Source organism: Phytohabitans aurantiacus (genome assembly GCF_027923225.1).
In the GTDB taxonomy this organism is placed as follows: domain Bacteria; phylum Actinomycetota; class Actinomycetes; order Mycobacteriales; family Micromonosporaceae; genus Phytohabitans; species Phytohabitans aurantiacus.
In genome coordinates this window covers 76,953-91,385 of record NZ_BSDI01000018.1, presented here as the reverse complement: position 1 = coordinate 91,385, position 14,433 = coordinate 76,953, and the positions used below count along the sequence as shown (strand labels likewise).

The 14,433-nt window shown below is 72.5% G+C and carries 15 protein-coding genes; 1 reads left to right on the top strand and 14 read right to left on the bottom strand.

Going from position 1 to position 14,433, the window contains the following annotated elements; all coding sequences use genetic code 11:
* Positions 1 to 11: 11 nt before the first annotated feature.
* A complete protein-coding gene (locus QMG73_RS20205; protein WP_281897914.1) occupies positions 12 to 497 on the top strand; it encodes a VOC family protein in 486 nt (161 codons plus the stop codon).
* Here the strand turns inward: QMG73_RS20205 and QMG73_RS20200 are convergent.
* From QMG73_RS20200 to QMG73_RS20135, 14 genes are all read right to left on the bottom strand, one after another.
* Positions 451 to 1,149: a hypothetical protein gene (locus QMG73_RS20200; protein WP_281897913.1), complete on the bottom strand. Its 699-nt coding sequence runs from the start codon at positions 1,147 to 1,149 to the stop codon at positions 451 to 453. The two genes, QMG73_RS20205 and QMG73_RS20200, sit on opposite strands and share 47 nt — an antisense overlap.
* Positions 1,137 to 2,738: a hypothetical protein gene (locus QMG73_RS20195; protein ID WP_281897912.1), complete on the bottom strand. Its 1,602-nt coding sequence runs from the start codon at positions 2,736 to 2,738 to the stop codon at positions 1,137 to 1,139. Before QMG73_RS20195 ends, QMG73_RS20200 begins: the two co-directional genes overlap by 13 nt.
* Entirely contained in the window at positions 2,735 to 3,616 is an 882-nt protein-coding gene (locus QMG73_RS20190; protein WP_281897910.1) for an ATP-binding cassette domain-containing protein, read from the bottom strand. The genes QMG73_RS20195 and QMG73_RS20190 overlap by 4 nt, the downstream gene beginning before the upstream one ends.
* A complete protein-coding gene (locus QMG73_RS20185; protein ID WP_281897908.1) occupies positions 3,613 to 4,458 on the bottom strand; it encodes a hypothetical protein in 846 nt (281 codons plus the stop codon). Before QMG73_RS20185 ends, QMG73_RS20190 begins: the two co-directional genes overlap by 4 nt.
* A complete protein-coding gene (locus QMG73_RS20180; RefSeq protein ID WP_281897906.1) occupies positions 4,455 to 5,012 on the bottom strand; it encodes an RNA polymerase sigma factor in 558 nt (185 codons plus the stop codon). Before QMG73_RS20180 ends, QMG73_RS20185 begins: the two co-directional genes overlap by 4 nt.
* Before the next feature lie 32 nt (positions 5,013 to 5,044).
* Positions 5,045 to 6,127 carry a class I SAM-dependent methyltransferase gene (locus QMG73_RS20175; protein ID WP_281897904.1) on the bottom strand — a complete coding sequence of 361 codons (1,083 nt, stop codon included), beginning with the start codon at positions 6,125 to 6,127 and terminating at the stop codon, positions 5,045 to 5,047.
* A gap of 56 nt (positions 6,128 to 6,183) precedes the next feature.
* The gene (locus QMG73_RS20170) at positions 6,184 to 7,746 is read right to left on the bottom strand and encodes a LuxR family transcriptional regulator (RefSeq protein ID WP_281897902.1); all 1,563 of its coding nucleotides are present in this window, start codon (positions 7,744 to 7,746) and stop codon (positions 6,184 to 6,186) included.
* Positions 7,747 to 7,815: 69 nt separating this feature from the next.
* On the bottom strand, positions 7,816 to 8,679 hold the full coding sequence (locus tag QMG73_RS20165) for an ABC transporter ATP-binding protein (RefSeq protein ID WP_281897901.1): 864 nt from the start codon (positions 8,677 to 8,679) through the stop codon (positions 7,816 to 7,818).
* 12 nt (positions 8,680 to 8,691) lie between these two features.
* Positions 8,692 to 9,474: a hypothetical protein gene (locus tag QMG73_RS20160; RefSeq protein WP_281897900.1), complete on the bottom strand. Its 783-nt coding sequence runs from the start codon at positions 9,472 to 9,474 to the stop codon at positions 8,692 to 8,694.
* Positions 9,471 to 10,172, bottom strand: a complete 702-nt coding sequence (locus tag QMG73_RS20155; RefSeq protein WP_281897899.1) for a hypothetical protein — start codon at positions 10,170 to 10,172, stop codon at positions 9,471 to 9,473. The genes QMG73_RS20160 and QMG73_RS20155 overlap by 4 nt, the downstream gene beginning before the upstream one ends.
* A complete protein-coding gene (locus tag QMG73_RS20150; protein WP_281897898.1) occupies positions 10,169 to 11,047 on the bottom strand; it encodes an anti-sigma factor family protein in 879 nt (292 codons plus the stop codon). The genes QMG73_RS20155 and QMG73_RS20150 overlap by 4 nt, the downstream gene beginning before the upstream one ends.
* Positions 11,044 to 11,586 carry an RNA polymerase sigma factor gene (locus QMG73_RS20145; RefSeq protein ID WP_281897896.1) on the bottom strand — a complete coding sequence of 181 codons (543 nt, stop codon included), beginning with the start codon at positions 11,584 to 11,586 and terminating at the stop codon, positions 11,044 to 11,046. The genes QMG73_RS20150 and QMG73_RS20145 overlap by 4 nt, the downstream gene beginning before the upstream one ends.
* 498 nt (positions 11,587 to 12,084) lie before the next feature.
* Positions 12,085 to 13,083, bottom strand: coding sequence for a S66 family peptidase (locus tag QMG73_RS20140; protein WP_281897894.1), 999 nt, complete (start codon positions 13,081 to 13,083; stop codon positions 12,085 to 12,087).
* Positions 13,084 to 13,159: 76 nt separating this feature from the next.
* The gene (locus tag QMG73_RS20135; RefSeq protein ID WP_281897892.1) at positions 13,160 to 14,395 is read right to left on the bottom strand and encodes an MFS transporter; all 1,236 of its coding nucleotides are present in this window, start codon (positions 14,393 to 14,395) and stop codon (positions 13,160 to 13,162) included.
* Between the last annotated feature and the right edge of the window lie 38 nt (positions 14,396 to 14,433).

The following is a 14,433-nucleotide window of genomic DNA, read 5'->3' as shown; positions in this document are numbered from 1 at the left end:
AGGGGTTAGCGATGACGGACTACGCGGCGATCGACGCCGACCGGGACGAGATCCGCAAGGAGTACCTGCGGGCCGACCGGCCGGTGAGCAGCGCGCGCGGCGTGCACCACGTCGCGCTGCTCAGCTCGGACGTACGGCGGACGGTCGAGTTCTACCAGGGTGTACTGGAGTTTCCGCTCACCGAGATCTTCGAGAACCGCGACTACCGGGGCTCGAACCACTTCTTCTTCGACATCGGAAACGGCAACCTGCTCGCGTTCTTCGACTTCCCCGGCCTCGACCTCGGCCCGTACGCGGAGGTGCTGGGCGGCCTGCACCACGTCGCCATCTCCGTCGAGCCGGACCGGTGGGACCATCTGCGCCGCAAGCTCGACGAAGCGGGCGTGGAGTACCTGCTGGAGAGCGGGACGTCGATCTACTTCAAGGACCCGGACGGCGCGCGGGTCGAGCTCATCGCGGATCCGCTCGGCGAGATGTACGGAAACCCTGTCCTCTGAAGCGGCGTGCGCTGACCGGCTCGTGACCGGCCCACAGCAGGCCGGCGATCGCCAGTGCCAGCAGCGCGGCCCACCGGTCGTGAGCGGCGTCCGACCGCGGATCGCCGGGCGCGACCAGCATCGCCAGCCGCTCCGGCAGGCGGCTCAGCAGCAACGCGAGGACCAGGACGGCCGGCGCGGCGACCACGCCCGCGCCGGCTCCGCTCCCGCGTGACCGGGCGGCCGCCAGTGCCAGGGCGGCGCTCGCGAAGGCCACCGCCTCCAGGCTGGCGTCCCACACGGGTAGGTGGGCGGCGACCTCCTTGTCGGCGCCAGCGACCGTGATCGCGACGACGGCGACCCACCACAGGGCCGCCGCGACGAGTGCCACTGCCGCGCGGACGGCGTGGCGGACCACGCGGGGCGTCGGCACGGTGGCGATCACGCGGGCCGCCGGGTCGTCCAGGAGGAACGCGACGCCGACGGCGCCGCACAGCCCCGCGAGGCGCAGCAGCCGGATCAGGTCTTCGTCGGACAGCACCACGGTCATGGCCGCCGGGACGGCGACGATCACCAGGCCGAAGCCGGCTGCCGCCAGGAACGGCAGCCAACTCATCGCCCGCGCGGTCGGCGCCAGCAGCGCTGGTACGGCCCGAGCTGTCACTCCATACATACGCTGCGCTCCCCCTCCGGCTCCTGCGGGGGTACCGGTACGCCGAAGAGCTCGCCGGCGCGCTCGGTGGGCGTGCCGGCCGCGCTCAGCTCGGCCCACGAGCGCTTGACCGTCTCGGCGACCTCGGCGGCGGGCCGTTTCAGCAGCGCCTTTGCCACCGCCATCTCCCGATCGGACACCGAGATGAAGGTGTTGAAGCTCCGGTCGAAGAACCACACCCCGCCCGTGCTGCTGGCGTCGATCTCGCGCAGACCTTCCGCGGCCAGCGGCGTGGCCTGCCCGGCTAGCCAGCCGACCAGGACGCCCCGCGTGCCGCAGATGACTCCGTCCACACCGGGGCCCTTGCGCGCCACGACCTCGAACGCCACCCGACCCGCGAAGCCGGCCTCGTCCTCCCCCTCACCCCAGCGGGTGCCCACCGTCACCGCGTTCGGCGTGCCGGCCGCATCGTCGACGCGTTTCCACACCTCGGCCACCTTGGCGCGGTCTTCCGGGCCGCTCACGAAGCCATTCGACCGGTTGTCGTCTGTGGACACTCGCTGCCGGACGGCGAGCGGCTTGCGCGCCTCCTGCTCGGGGACCCCGCGCAGCACGCCGCGAACCACGGTGTCCCACCCGTCGATCCACGGGGCGAAGTCGTCGAACGCGCAGTACGTGACCTGGTCGATGGTGCGGCAGGTCTGCATGCCGGCCGGGCGCTCGACGGCGTCGAGGCTGGCCTTCTTCACCGCGTCGCTCACCGGAAGGTACTGCGCGGATCCCGCGAGGACGGCGACGGCGAGGCCAGCGGCGCCGGCCAAAGTGAGTCGCCGGCCACGGGCACCGGTGACGGCGAGCGCGGCCGCGACGAGGACCACTATCAGCCCGGCGAGGTACGCCAGGTGCCGGCCGGCGGGGCGCTCCATCATGTCGATCGGGTACGGCATCAGCGGCTCTTCCACCGATACCGGCATCAGCCACGCCAGGTATCGCGAGCCCGGCACCGACCCCAGCACGCCGATGAACGTGAAGACGACGATGCCGAGCAGGACCAGCGGCGCCAACACGGCGGTGCGGAGCACCCGGGCCAGCAGCACGCCCAGCGCGCCGAGCAGCAGGACCACAGCCGGGTAGACGGCCAGCTCGGCCGGGTTGGGGCGGCCGGCCGCGCTGGGCAGCAGCGCGAGCAGACCGATGCGCACCACGACGAGCAGCGCGACGATGCCCGCGAACGGCACGACCGCCAGCAGGAACGCGCCGGTGCGCCACGCGTGGGGCAGGACGAGCACGCCGTACTGGGCGGCCGTGCCGTGCCGGTGTGCCCGCAGCGCCGCCAGGTTGGCCGCGACGAGGGCCGCGCCGCCGAGGGTGAGCAGCCCGATGAACTGCTTGGACCAGTCTTCGTCGTGCAGCACCGGGAACCTGTTGGCCCCGCCGCTGACCCACTGGTACACCATCGGGCCGAGGAACAGCAGCAGGCCCGCGATCGTGACGGGATGCCGCAGCAGCCGCCGCGCCTCCACCCGAGCCAGGGCGAGCATCGCCCCGCGCGAGTTGGCCGCCTGGGCGGCGGTGGCCGCCTCGGGACGCTCGATGACCGACGTCGTCACGCGTCCTCCCCGCCGTGTGTCGCGGACGGGTCGACGAAGAGCAGGTAGCCGTCTTCCACGGTCGGGGTGACCAGGTCAGCGCCCGGTGGCGGGTCGCCGACGTGGCGATACAGCCCGCTGCCGGTGCGCCAGGACGCGAGGGCTCGCGGCTCACGGGCGCCGCTGGTCCAGACCCGGCCGGCGGCCAGGTCGGCCAGCTCGCCCGGCTGGCCCTCGAAGCGGACGGTGCCCCGATCGAGCACGATCACCCGCTGGCACAGCGCCATGACCTCTTCGGTCTGGTGCGTGGAGAGCAGGACCGTGCGCCGCTCCCCCAACTCGGCGATGACCTCGCGGAACCGCATCCGCTGCTCGGGGTCGAGGCCCACGGTCGGCTCGTCGAGGACGAGCAGATCAGGGTCGCCCACCAGGGCGGCGGCCAGCGCCACGCGCTGCTTCATGCCGCCGGACAGTGCCCGGATCCGCTTGCCGGCCTGCCGCTCCAGGCCCACCGAGGCCAGCACCCTGCGCACCTCCTGGTGCCGGGCCCGCCGGTCGGTCAGCTCCTTGAGGATCGCCACGTAGTCGACGAACTCGAACGCGGTGAAGCCCGGGTGGAAACCGGGATCCTGCGGCAGGTAGCCGAGGCGCCGGCGGACCGCCAGCCGGCCCGACCCGGTGCGCGGGTCGGCGCCTAGCACGGTCAGCTGCCCGCTGTCGGGCGCCAGCGCGGTCGCGACGATCCGCAACAGCGTCGTCTTGCCAGCACCGTTGGGGCCGAGCAGCCCGGTCACGCCATCCCGCAGCGTGAACGCCACACCGTCCAGGGCGAGCGTCCGGCCGTACCGCAGCGTCAGCTCAGACGCGCGGACCGCGGGCATCGTCGCGGCGATGGTCAACGAATCCTCCTCGGGGTTTCAAAGGTCCGGCGCAGCCGGACCACCATCAGGGCGGCAAGGCCGCCGGTAAGAGCGAGCGCCAGCTGCCCGGCGGGCACGAAGACCACCGGACCGGCATCGCCGGCACTCCAGGTCGAGGCCACCAGCGCAACCCAGCCGGCACCGACCGCGACGGCCGCGAGCACCGGGCCGAAGCGGGGCGTCAGCGCCAGGCTGAGCGTGGTCAGCACCAGTGCCGGCAGGAACCAGCCCACCGCCGCCAGGCCCAACTCCGGCAGGGCCAGGCTCGCCGCCAGGCTCAGCCCGGTGGTGGTGGACAGCACGGCCGCGCATCGCAACAGCAGCAGCCGGAACGTGTGCATCGGCGCCACGACCGAGATCTCGTAGGTCGGGTCGACGCGCGGGCCGAAGGACAGCGCCACCCCGGCCAGCGGCAGCAGGGGCGCCGCGGCGAGGAACACCGCCGGGTGCGCCAGGTGCGCCATCAGCGCGGTGAGCGTGAGCGTGATGGCCACCGCGGCCAGCCACGACAGCCGCAGCACCGGCGTGGCCGCCAGCAGCCGCGCGGTGTGCTCCGGCACCCCGACGCGGGTCAGCAGGCGCTCGATGGGCCCCGGCACCGGTGCGTCCAGCTCCGCCGCCAGCAGTTCCCAGCCGTCGTCCGCGAGCGCGGGGCCCGCCGCGCCGGTGAGCCGACCCCGGCACGAGGCGCACGCGGACAGATGCGCCTCGGTGGACCACAGCAGAGGCGGCGCCAACGCCCGGTCGGCGTATCGCCGCAGCTCGCCATCTGGCACGTGCCACCCCAGCCCGCCCATGGGTGTCTCCTCCTCGCCGGTCACGCCAGCTCCTGGCGCAACTGCCGCCGGGCCCGCATCGCCCGCGTCTTGACCGTGCCGGCGGGGATGCCCAGCAGCACCGCCGCCTCCGACGTGGTCAGCCCGTCGAGCACGGTCGCCTGCACGACCGCGCGCAGCTCGGGCGAGAGCCGGGCCAGCGCACCGGCCAGGTCGCCGTGCTCGACCCCGAACAGCACCTGCTCCTCGGCGGACGGCGCGTCGGCGAACCGGCGGCGGGCCAGCAACCCGGCCAGCCGCTGCCGGACGCCGTGCCCGCGCAGCGAGTCGATGAGCCGGCGCGAGCCGATCCGCCACAGCCAGCCGGTCACGTCGCTTTTCTCCTGCTCGCGGTAGCGTGCCGTGCCCCGCCACACGGCCAGGAACGTCTCCTGCACCACGTCGTCGACCACGGTGCCGTCGGCGCACCGGTAGCGAAGCCGCAGCGTCAGCCAGGTCGCGTGCCGGCGATAGAACGCCTCGAAGGCGTCCCGGTCGCCGGCCGCGACCCGGCTGAGCAGCTCACGGTCTGGCAGCTCACCGTTGGTTGGCGTGGTCACACCCCTTCATCGCGCCCCGACCCCCAAACGGTTCACCGGGGCTCGTCCGGCTTGTAGGTGACGTACACCAGGTCTAGCGGGTCGCCCGGCGCGTCGTGCACGGAGGTGTCGAGGAAGCCCGCCTCGGCGAGCATCCGCTCGGCGAGCTCGCGGCCCCATACGGTGCCGAGGCCCGCGCCGCCGGACGCGAGCGACACGGTCATGCAGTGCAGGGTGCTGATGGCGTACAGCATGGGCGCGAGCGGATTGTCCATGTTGGACTCAAGGTCGCTGGAGGCGTTGATGTCCACCATGAAGAAGACGCCACCGGGCGCGAGCGCCTCGTAGACCCGCCGCAGCACCGTCGCGGGAGCGGCCTGGTCGTGGATGGCGTCGATGGCGAACACGGCGTCGAACGCCGGCACCGGTGGCAACGCGGCGACATCGAGCACCTCGAAGGTCGCGTTCGTCAGGCCGAGCTCCGCCGCCTCGGCGCGGGCGCGGTCGATCGCGCCGGCCGACAGGTCGTAGCCGGCGAACGTCGACGCCGGGTATGCCCGTGCCATCAGATTCACGCAGTGTCCGGTGCCGCAGCCCACGTCGGCGACGCGGATGCCGCGGGCCAGGTGCGCGGTCAGGTCGCCAGCGAGCGGCAGCCACGCCTCGATCAGGAACTCGTCGTAGGTGCCGCGACCCAGGCCGTCCATGACGCTGGTGAACCGCGGCTGGAACCGCTCGTACGGGACGCCGCCGCCCTCCCGGAACGCCCGGGTCACGCCGTCGACCTGCTCGGCGAGCAGGACGACGATCTGGCTGCTCGTGGCCAGGTTCGCGCCGCCGGCGCCGGTGAGGCTGGCGGCGTGCTCGGGCGGCAGCGTGTAGGTGCGACCGCTGCCGTCGTACTCGATGATGCCGCCGGTCGTCAGCGCGCCCAACCACTCGCGGACGTAGCGCTCGTCCAGGCCGGCGCGCTCGGCGAGCCCGGCGCTGGTGGTCGGGCCCTGCGCGGCGGCTTCGAAGAGGCCGGTGCGGAACCCGATGTCGATCAGCGAGGTCAGAAGACCTCCGGTGTACAGCTCGAACAGGCGGCCGGCGAACTCCTCGGCCCGCGCCTGATCCATCACGAGAGTAGTCATGACGTCACGGTAGGAACGCCCGGGCCTGCGCCTCATCGGGCGGGCAATGGGTTCTTTTACCCACGCGCGAGGCCGTGGGTGAACGCGTACGCCGCCGCCTCGGTGCGCGACCCGACGTCGATCTTGGTGAAGATGTTGGACAGGTGGCGGGCCACGGTCTTCTCGGCGATGGCCAGCTCGGTGGCGATCTGGCGGTTCGTGCGACCGGCCGCGACCAGCCCGAGGACCTCGACCTCACGTCCGGTGAGCCCGTTGGGGCGCGTGGTGGCCGCCGCACCGAGCCGCTCCAGGGCCTCGCGCGCCTCCGCGCTCTCGCGAGCCGCCGTGTCCGCGTCACCGAGCCGCTCGTACGCGACCGCGAGCTGCTGCCGCACGCGCGCCACCTCGTACGGGGCGTCCAGCTCCCGCCACTGCTTGCAGGCGGTGCGCAACACACTCAGCGCCTCGATCGGCTGCCCCTCGGCCAGCAGTACCGCCCCGTGGGCGAGCCCAGCGGTGGCCGCCAGCCCCACCGTGCCGTAGGCATCGGCGATCCGGGCCAGCTCGTCGCTGGCCGCGCGGGCGGTGCGCGCGTCGCCCGCGGCGAGCGCTATCTCCACCTGTGCGGCGTACAGCCGGGCGCTCGTCAGGCGGTTACTGGTTTCGGCGGCGAGGGCAACCCGGATAGCAGCCGCGGCGGCCTGGGTGCGGCCCTGCCGGGCCCGGAGCAGGGCCAGGCCCGGCTGTGGGTCGCGGCCGAGGCGGTGCGCCATCTGGTACGCCTGCTCGGCACCCGCCGCATCGCCGCGGAGCCGGCGGATCTCGGCGACCGTGTACGCGGCTTCCGCGGCGGTCACCACGGCGATGCCGGCCACCTCTTGGCGTACCCGGTCCGCCTCCCGCTCGGCGGCCGCCCAGTTGCCGCGGATCTGGTCCAGCTGGCAGCGGTGCACGCGGCAGATACCGGAGAACACGGCCGCGGCCCGCAGCGTCGCCAACCACCGCTCGGTGGCCGCCACCCAGCGCCCGAACCTGCCCAGGTCGACCATCTCGTAGCAGGCCGCGACGAGGTGGCAATAAATGTTGCCCGCCCACTCCGGGCTCAGGTCGCCGGAGAGCGCGGCGAGCATCGCCTCGTCGAGCGCGGCCATGCCCTCCGGCACCCGTCCCCGGCGCACGAGCGCCCGGCCCTCGCCCAGGATGCCCGCCGCGGCGAGGTTGGGGTCGCCGAGACGGCGGCCGAGCGCGTTGAGCTCGCGGGCGGTGGCGACGACACCGTCGAGGTCGGGACCGTCGAGGCCCCCTTCCACCTCCAGCATGTACCGCAGGAAGCCCTGCTCGACGCTCTCCGGCTCGCCCGCCATCAGGCGCTGTGCCCGGCCGACCCACCCCGCGCCCTCGCCGCCCTCCCCGCGCAGGAAGTGGTTGACGGCCACCATGACCGCGGAGGTCGCCGCCCGACGCGGCCGCCCGTCCGCGAGGAACCGCCGGTACGCCTCGCTGGCGGCCGCGATCGACTCGTCGACGAGCCCGAGCCACCAGGCCGCGTCCGCCCACGCGTCGAGGTCGTCGGCGGACAGCGGCCCGCGCTGGGCGGCCGCGTGGAAACCGTCCCGAGCCTCCTGCCAGTCCCGGGTCACCCCCTCATCATGCCCCGCGGTGATCAGGGCGTCCCTCAAGTCGCCCTAACGACTTGAGGGACGCCCTGATCACGCTTTCTGCGCCAGGGCGAGGTAGCCGTCCTCCAGGTTGGGAGCGGCGGGGCTCGCGTCAAAGGCCGGCGGTGAATCGCCCACTACGCGGTAGCGCATGCCATCGTCGTGTGGGAGGGCGGAGACGACCGTGCCGGTAGTCGGCGCCGGTCCCGCTGTCACGACCGTCCACACTCGACCATCGGCCTGGCGCGTGAGGTCGCCGACGGTGCCGCGGAACACCAACCGTCCACTTGCGAGCACCGCCAGCTCGCGGCAGGTCTGCGCGACGTCGTCGACGATGTGGGTGCTGAGCAGAACGGTCCGCTGCCCGGCGAGCTGCGACAGCAGGGTGCGGAAGCGGATCCGCTCTTCCGGGTCGAGCCCGGCGGTGGGTTCGTCGACGATGAGCAGCCGGGGATCGGCGAGCAGTGCCTGCGCGATGCCGACGCGGCGGCGCATCCCGCCTGAGTAGCCGCGCAGCCGCCGGTCGGCGTCGCCGGTCAGCGCCACCACCTCCAGCAGTTCGCCGACCCGGCGCCGCCGAGCCGCACGGTCGTCGATCCCTTTGAGAAGCGCGATGTAGTCGAGGAACTCGCGCGCGGTCAGGTCCGGGTACACGCCGAGGTCCTGCGGAAGGTAACCGAGAATCTGTTGCACGGCAAGGCGTCCGGCGCGCGCCGTGCCGTCGTGCTCGCCCACCCGCACCGTGCCCGCGGTCGGCCGCAACAGCCCGGCGAGGATGCGCATCAGCGTGGTCTTGCCAGCGCCGTTGGCGCCGAGCAGGCCGAACATGCCGGTCGGCACCACGAGGTCCAGGTCGTCGAGCGCGCGACCCTTTCCCTTGTACACCTTCGTCAGCCCGGAAATCTCGATCCGCATGGGAACCGTCTCCTATCGAGTGGTGCGAGTACGAAGCGTTTGGGCGACGCCGAGCGCCAGGGCGGCGACCGCGAGCAGTACGCCGACGGACAGCCATGCGGTGGCGGGGGTGGCTTCGGGGCGCAGGAAGTTCAGCGTGGCGCCCGGCACCGGTCCGGCCAGCGTGAAGTCGCGCAGACCCACCAGTTCCTGGTTGCTGTAGACGCCGGCCGGTGAAAGCACGCTCTGCGTGGTCGTCGGCATGACGGCGGGGCTGATCCCGTTGCCCCAGAACCAGTACCCGACGAACAGCACGCGGAACAGCGGTGCCGGCATGACGAGCGGCACGGTGAGCGCGAAAGCGCCCACGAAAAGCACCGCCGGCAGGACGACGACCGCGTACGCCAGCGCGGCCCACGCCAGCGCGACCGGCCGGCCCGCCGTCACGGAGTACACCGCCGCGAAGCCGAACAGTATTACCGCGAGCGGCACCGCGGCGGCGGCACACGTGCCGAGGTACTTGCCGGCGAGGCGGCCGGTCGGCGAAGCCGGTGTGGCGTCCAGGATCGGTGCCACGCCTAGCCGGCTGTCGCGGATCAGGCGGTCGGCGAGCAGGGACCCGTACCCGACGGGCAGCATGAGGTTCATCAGGAACACCGTCGACGCGACCGTGTTCCGCGCGTCCGGATCCCGCAGCGCGTCGCCCCAGCCGCTGACGTTGAGCAGTACGAGCAGCAGCACGATGACCGCGTTCGTAATCCACATCGACCGCTTGCGGAGCATCATCGCCATCTCGTACCTGGCCGTGGCGATCACTCTGTTACTCCTTGGATCAGGCGTTCGGTGCGGCCGAGCAGCAGCCACGCCAGCGCACCGAGCACAATGGACACGGCGATCAGCGTGATCCGGTTCGCGGTCCAGTCGGCAGGCACCGCGCCTCGCGTGGTCGCGAACAGGTACAGCTGACGGGACCAGCCCTGCTCCTGGACCCTGTCGGCGAACATCTGCTGGAAGATCCAGAAGATCGCCACCAGGCCGCCGGCCGCCGCCGGTCCGCGGAACGCGGCACCGGCGAGGAACCCAAGCGCCGCCAGGCCCAGCGTCGGTGCGAGCCAGATGAGCTGGCCGGGCAGCGCGCCGTGGTTGGCCGGCCACTTCGCCCACCATCCGGTCGCGATCATCGGCACGGCGAGAAGCAGGGCCACCAGCGCGGTCCAGCCGACCGTGACCGCGAGCCGGCGCAGCAGGATCGTCCGGTACCCGGCCGGCGTGGTCAGCAGCAGCTCGGCGGCCGGGTCGCGGCCGACCAGCGAGGCGGCACCGATCCCCGCGGCCAGCGGTACGCCCATCTCCAGGGCACCGAAGAGGTTCTGCGCGATCTCATGGTCGGAGGCGTTGGCGCCGGCGTCGACAAAAGCGATGAGGATGGGGGCGGCGACGGCCAGCGGCGGGGTCAGCAGGGCTGTCCATCCGGCGCGCCGTGCCTCGTGCCGCCACAGCGGTAGTGGTCTCACGAGAGGTGAGTAGCGCGGAACCGGCGCAAGGGTTCACCGCGACCGGCGAGAAACACGGCGACCGCCACGAGGCCCGCCGCCGCGAGGCCGGTGGCGGGATTCGTCACCCACACCGCGCGGACCACGTCGAGCATCCCGCCGGCGTCGACCAGGGCCCCGCCGGCCAGTACCCGCAGCGACCACAGCACGATCGCCACGCCGAGCGCGATGTCGGGACCGACCCAGACCACCAGTACCAGGCTGAGCGCGGACAGCAGCGCCATCGGGCCGAGCCAGGCGGCGATCAGCTCCCACACGCCGGACGGATCGGCGCCGGCGGCGGCCACCACACCGGTCGCGGCGAACGCCAGCACCAGGTCGTACGCGAACACCAGCGCGATACGGGTGAGCAGGATCAGTCGCGGTGACGTGGGTGTCGCGGCGACCACCTCGTACGCCGGATCGCGGCGCGGCCCGTACACGCCGGCGACACCGGCGGCGGCCACCACGGGCGCCACGAGCGCGAGGACGTCGCCGGCCCAGCCGTCGTAGGCCGGCGGCATCGAGGCCATGACCACGCCGAGCGCCATGACGAGCGCGGACGCGACGAGCACGGAGACGCGCACGAGGCGCGCCTCGGCCAGTGCCAGCGACAGCGAGAACCACACCGGCCGGCGGGTCACCGGCTCCGGCTCGGCCAGGGCGCCGCGCAACAGCGCATCGCGTACCAGAGCAGGACCTGGAGGGACGGCGGCCGTGCCCGCCGCGTCCGCGAGCACCGCCCACCCGGCCAGGTCGGCGCGGCAGTCGGCGCAGCCGGCCAGGTGCGCCTCCACCCGGGCGCGGTCGGCCGCATCGAGCGAGCCCGCCGCGTACTCGACGAGGTTTTCGTTCATTCCTGCACCCCCTGGGTGGCGAGCGTGCGGGCCAGCGCGGCCCGGGCGTGGTGGAGCCGGCTCTTGACCGTGCCGACGGGCACGCCCAGCACGGCCGCGACCTCGGCGAGAGGCAGGCCGGCGACGAACACCAGCCCGATCACCTCCCGGTGGTGGTCGGGCAGGTCGCCGATCGCGCTGGCCACCGGCGTGCCGCCGGCCGCGGCGATCGCCAGCTCGTCCGGACCGGGCGCGGGATCGGCCCGGTCCAGCGGCTCGGACGGCGAGGGCGGCGGCGTGCCCCGCAACCGGTTGTAAGCCTGCCGCCGCGCCACCCCGAACAGCCACGTCGTCACCGTGGACGCGCCCGCGTAGGTGCCGGCCGACCGCCAGACCGCGAGCATGGTGTCCTGCAGGATCTCCTCGGCGGTCATCCGGTCGCCCGCCAGGCGCAGCAGGTAGCCGAACAACCGGCCACTGTGCGCCTGATACAGCCGGGTCAGCGCGCCACTGTCACCGCGCGCGACCCGGCGCAGCAGCGTCGCATCGTCAGACTCCATCACAGGTGAGTAGCAACGCTACGCCTGAAAGGTTCACCCCCGCCCTCTCCCGCGCGCTGATCTTGCCCCGCCGCGCCCGCCGCGCCCGCCGCGCCCGTCTCTGCCGCCGATCAAGGGCGAACGCACGTGCTTGGATCTCTTTTCCACGTGTTTTTGCCCTTGATCGACGCGAATGTCCTTGATCGGCGATGCCCGGCCGGACGCCCGGGACGTGCCGCCGGGCGTCGGGGGGCGTGCCGCTGGATGGCGGTCGGGATCGGGATCGGGAATTGGGCTACCGCGGCGTCCGTCGCGCTCAAGACCGTCGCTCCCGCGGCCTCACCCCGCGCGGTTCACAACCAGAACCGCGCGCTTCGTGATCAGGGCGTCCCTCATGTTGTTCTAGCGACTTGAGGGACGCCCTGATCACGACCTGACGGGTGGTCGTGGGGACGCGGAGGGTGAGGCCGCGGGAGCGACGGTCTCCAGCGCGACGGGCGCCGCGGTAGCTCAAATCCGTCAGTAATGGGCGGTGATTCGGCGGGCCGGGCCGTCGATGGTCAGCGCGCCGCCGTATGGCAGGACCCATTGGGGGTCGGTGTGGCCGAAGTCGACGTTGAAGACGATCATGGCTTCCGGGTTGTAGCGCTCGAACGCGCGCAGGATCGCCTCGCGCTGCTCGGCGCGGAAGCGCTGCCGCTCGTCCGCGCTGGTGCGGCGTTCGAGGCTGCTTGCCTTCGCGGTGCCGACGACGACCGCCGGGAACTGGGCCAGCAGCCCTCGCTCGCCGGCATCGCGCAGCATCTTGAACACCTCGGTCGCGGACGGCATCTCCTCGGAGGTCTCCAGCAGCAGCACGCAGCCCGCGTAGTCGTCGACCGGTCGCATCCACCGGTTCGCCGCGAGATTGCAATACAGGATCTCAAGACAGCCGCCCCAAGTCGGCGCGGTGACGACCTGGTCCGGCTGGTGCCAGTGCCATTCCGGCGCGGCGATGGTCGGCGCCACTTCGTCGAGCAGCGCCGGGTCGTTCCAGTCGAGCTCGTCTTCGCTGAACACGTCGACGGGGTGGATGTCGAGCTCTCCGCCGGTGAACAGCGCGGCGCGCAGCGAGCCCGCCGACACGGGATGCAATCCACCACCCCGGCCGAGATGCACCATGGTGGATCCACCGTGGAAGCTCGCGACGCCCAGACCCCACAACCAGTTCAGCATGTTCGTGTTGTCGCTGTAGCCGCAGAACGGTTTCGGGTTGGCGGCCACGACGTCCGGGTCGAGGTAGGGCAGGACCGTCAACTGGTCATCGCCGCCGATGCTCGCCAGCACCGCGCGGATGGTGGGGTCGGCGAAAGCCGCCATCAGGTCCGCCGCCCGATCCTGGGGTGTGGCGCCCAGGCGACGAGTGGTCGGATACTCCACGGGCTCGACGCCGAATTCGTCACGCAGGCGGCGCATGGCCACCTCGTGCACGGCCGGGAACATGCCGGGCGCGGCGAACGACGGGGAGACCACAGCCACCCTGTCGCCTGCGGTCACTTTCGGGGAAACGATGAACTCGGGACGCACGCCCTCATCTAACACCTTGAAACCGGTGCTAGCGAACGGTTACCAGCTCCTGCTCGGGCTGGTGGTCGGTCAGGTCGCGCAGGTGGCGTACCGGTGAGGCCAGCAGGACCAGTGGGATGCAGACAGCGGCGGCCACGAAGAGAAAGAGGGTGACGCGTCCACTGAGGACACCGGCGAGGGCGCCCGCGACGAGCCCGCCGATCGGGATGGCGCCCCAGGAGACGAAGCGAACCGTCGCCATCACGCGCGGCAGGAGGTCGGGTGGGCTGGCGATCTGCCGGTACGTGCGGGTCACCACGCTGAGAACCACCACGCCGATGGAGAACACGATGTTGCCGACCGCGAACGCGACGAAGCCCTGCCAGCCGGCGCCGATCGGCACGACGAGGGCGCCCGCCACGGCGACGAAGCCGGCGGCGATCAGCGCCCGGGCGGTGCCGAGCCGTGCCGTGATCCTGTTGGTGAGTGCCGCGCCGATCAGCGAGCCCACGCCGTCCGCCGCGAGGAGGATGCCGACGAGTCCGGGCTCGGCGTGCAGCTCGCGCACGAGGTACAGGGCGTACAGCGCGTGTTGCGCCCCGCAGACGACGTTGGCCGCGGTCGCCGCCCACATGCACGGGCCCATGACCGGGTGACGCACGACGAACCGCCAGCCTTCGCGGATCATCGCGCGCACCGGCGGCCAGCGGTCGGGGGCTTCGGTGCGACGCTCGGGCAGGGTACGCAGCAACAGCGCGGAGACGAGGTAGCTGACCGCGTCGACGAGCAGGGTGGGCACCGCGCCGAGGATCTGGACCACGAGACCGCCGACGGACGGCCCGCCCAGTTGGGTGGTGGCGTGGGTGCCGGAGGTGAGGCTGTTGCGGGACTGGAGCTGCTCCTTGCTCACGATCGCCGGCAGGAAGGTCGAGTTGGCGACATCGAAGACGACGTTCGCGAAGCTGATGACCAGAGCGACGACGACCAGCTGTACCACCGTGAGGTGACCCGTCCACCACGCCAGGGGGATGGAGGTGACGGCCGCCGCACGGGCCAGGTCGGCGCCGATCTGGAGGCGGCGCATGGGTAGCCGCTGCACGATCACCCCGGCCGGTAGGCCGATCACGATCCAGGCGACGTAGCTCGCGGCGGCGATCACCCCCATCTCGAACGCCGACGCGTCGAGCACCGTCAGCGCGGTGAGCGGCAGTGCCACCGCGCCCACCGCCGAACCGACCGCGCTGGTGGTACCCGCCGTCCACCACCGCCAGAAGACACTTGCCATCCCCGCACCTCCCCAGGTGAGTTCCAAAACGGAACTTA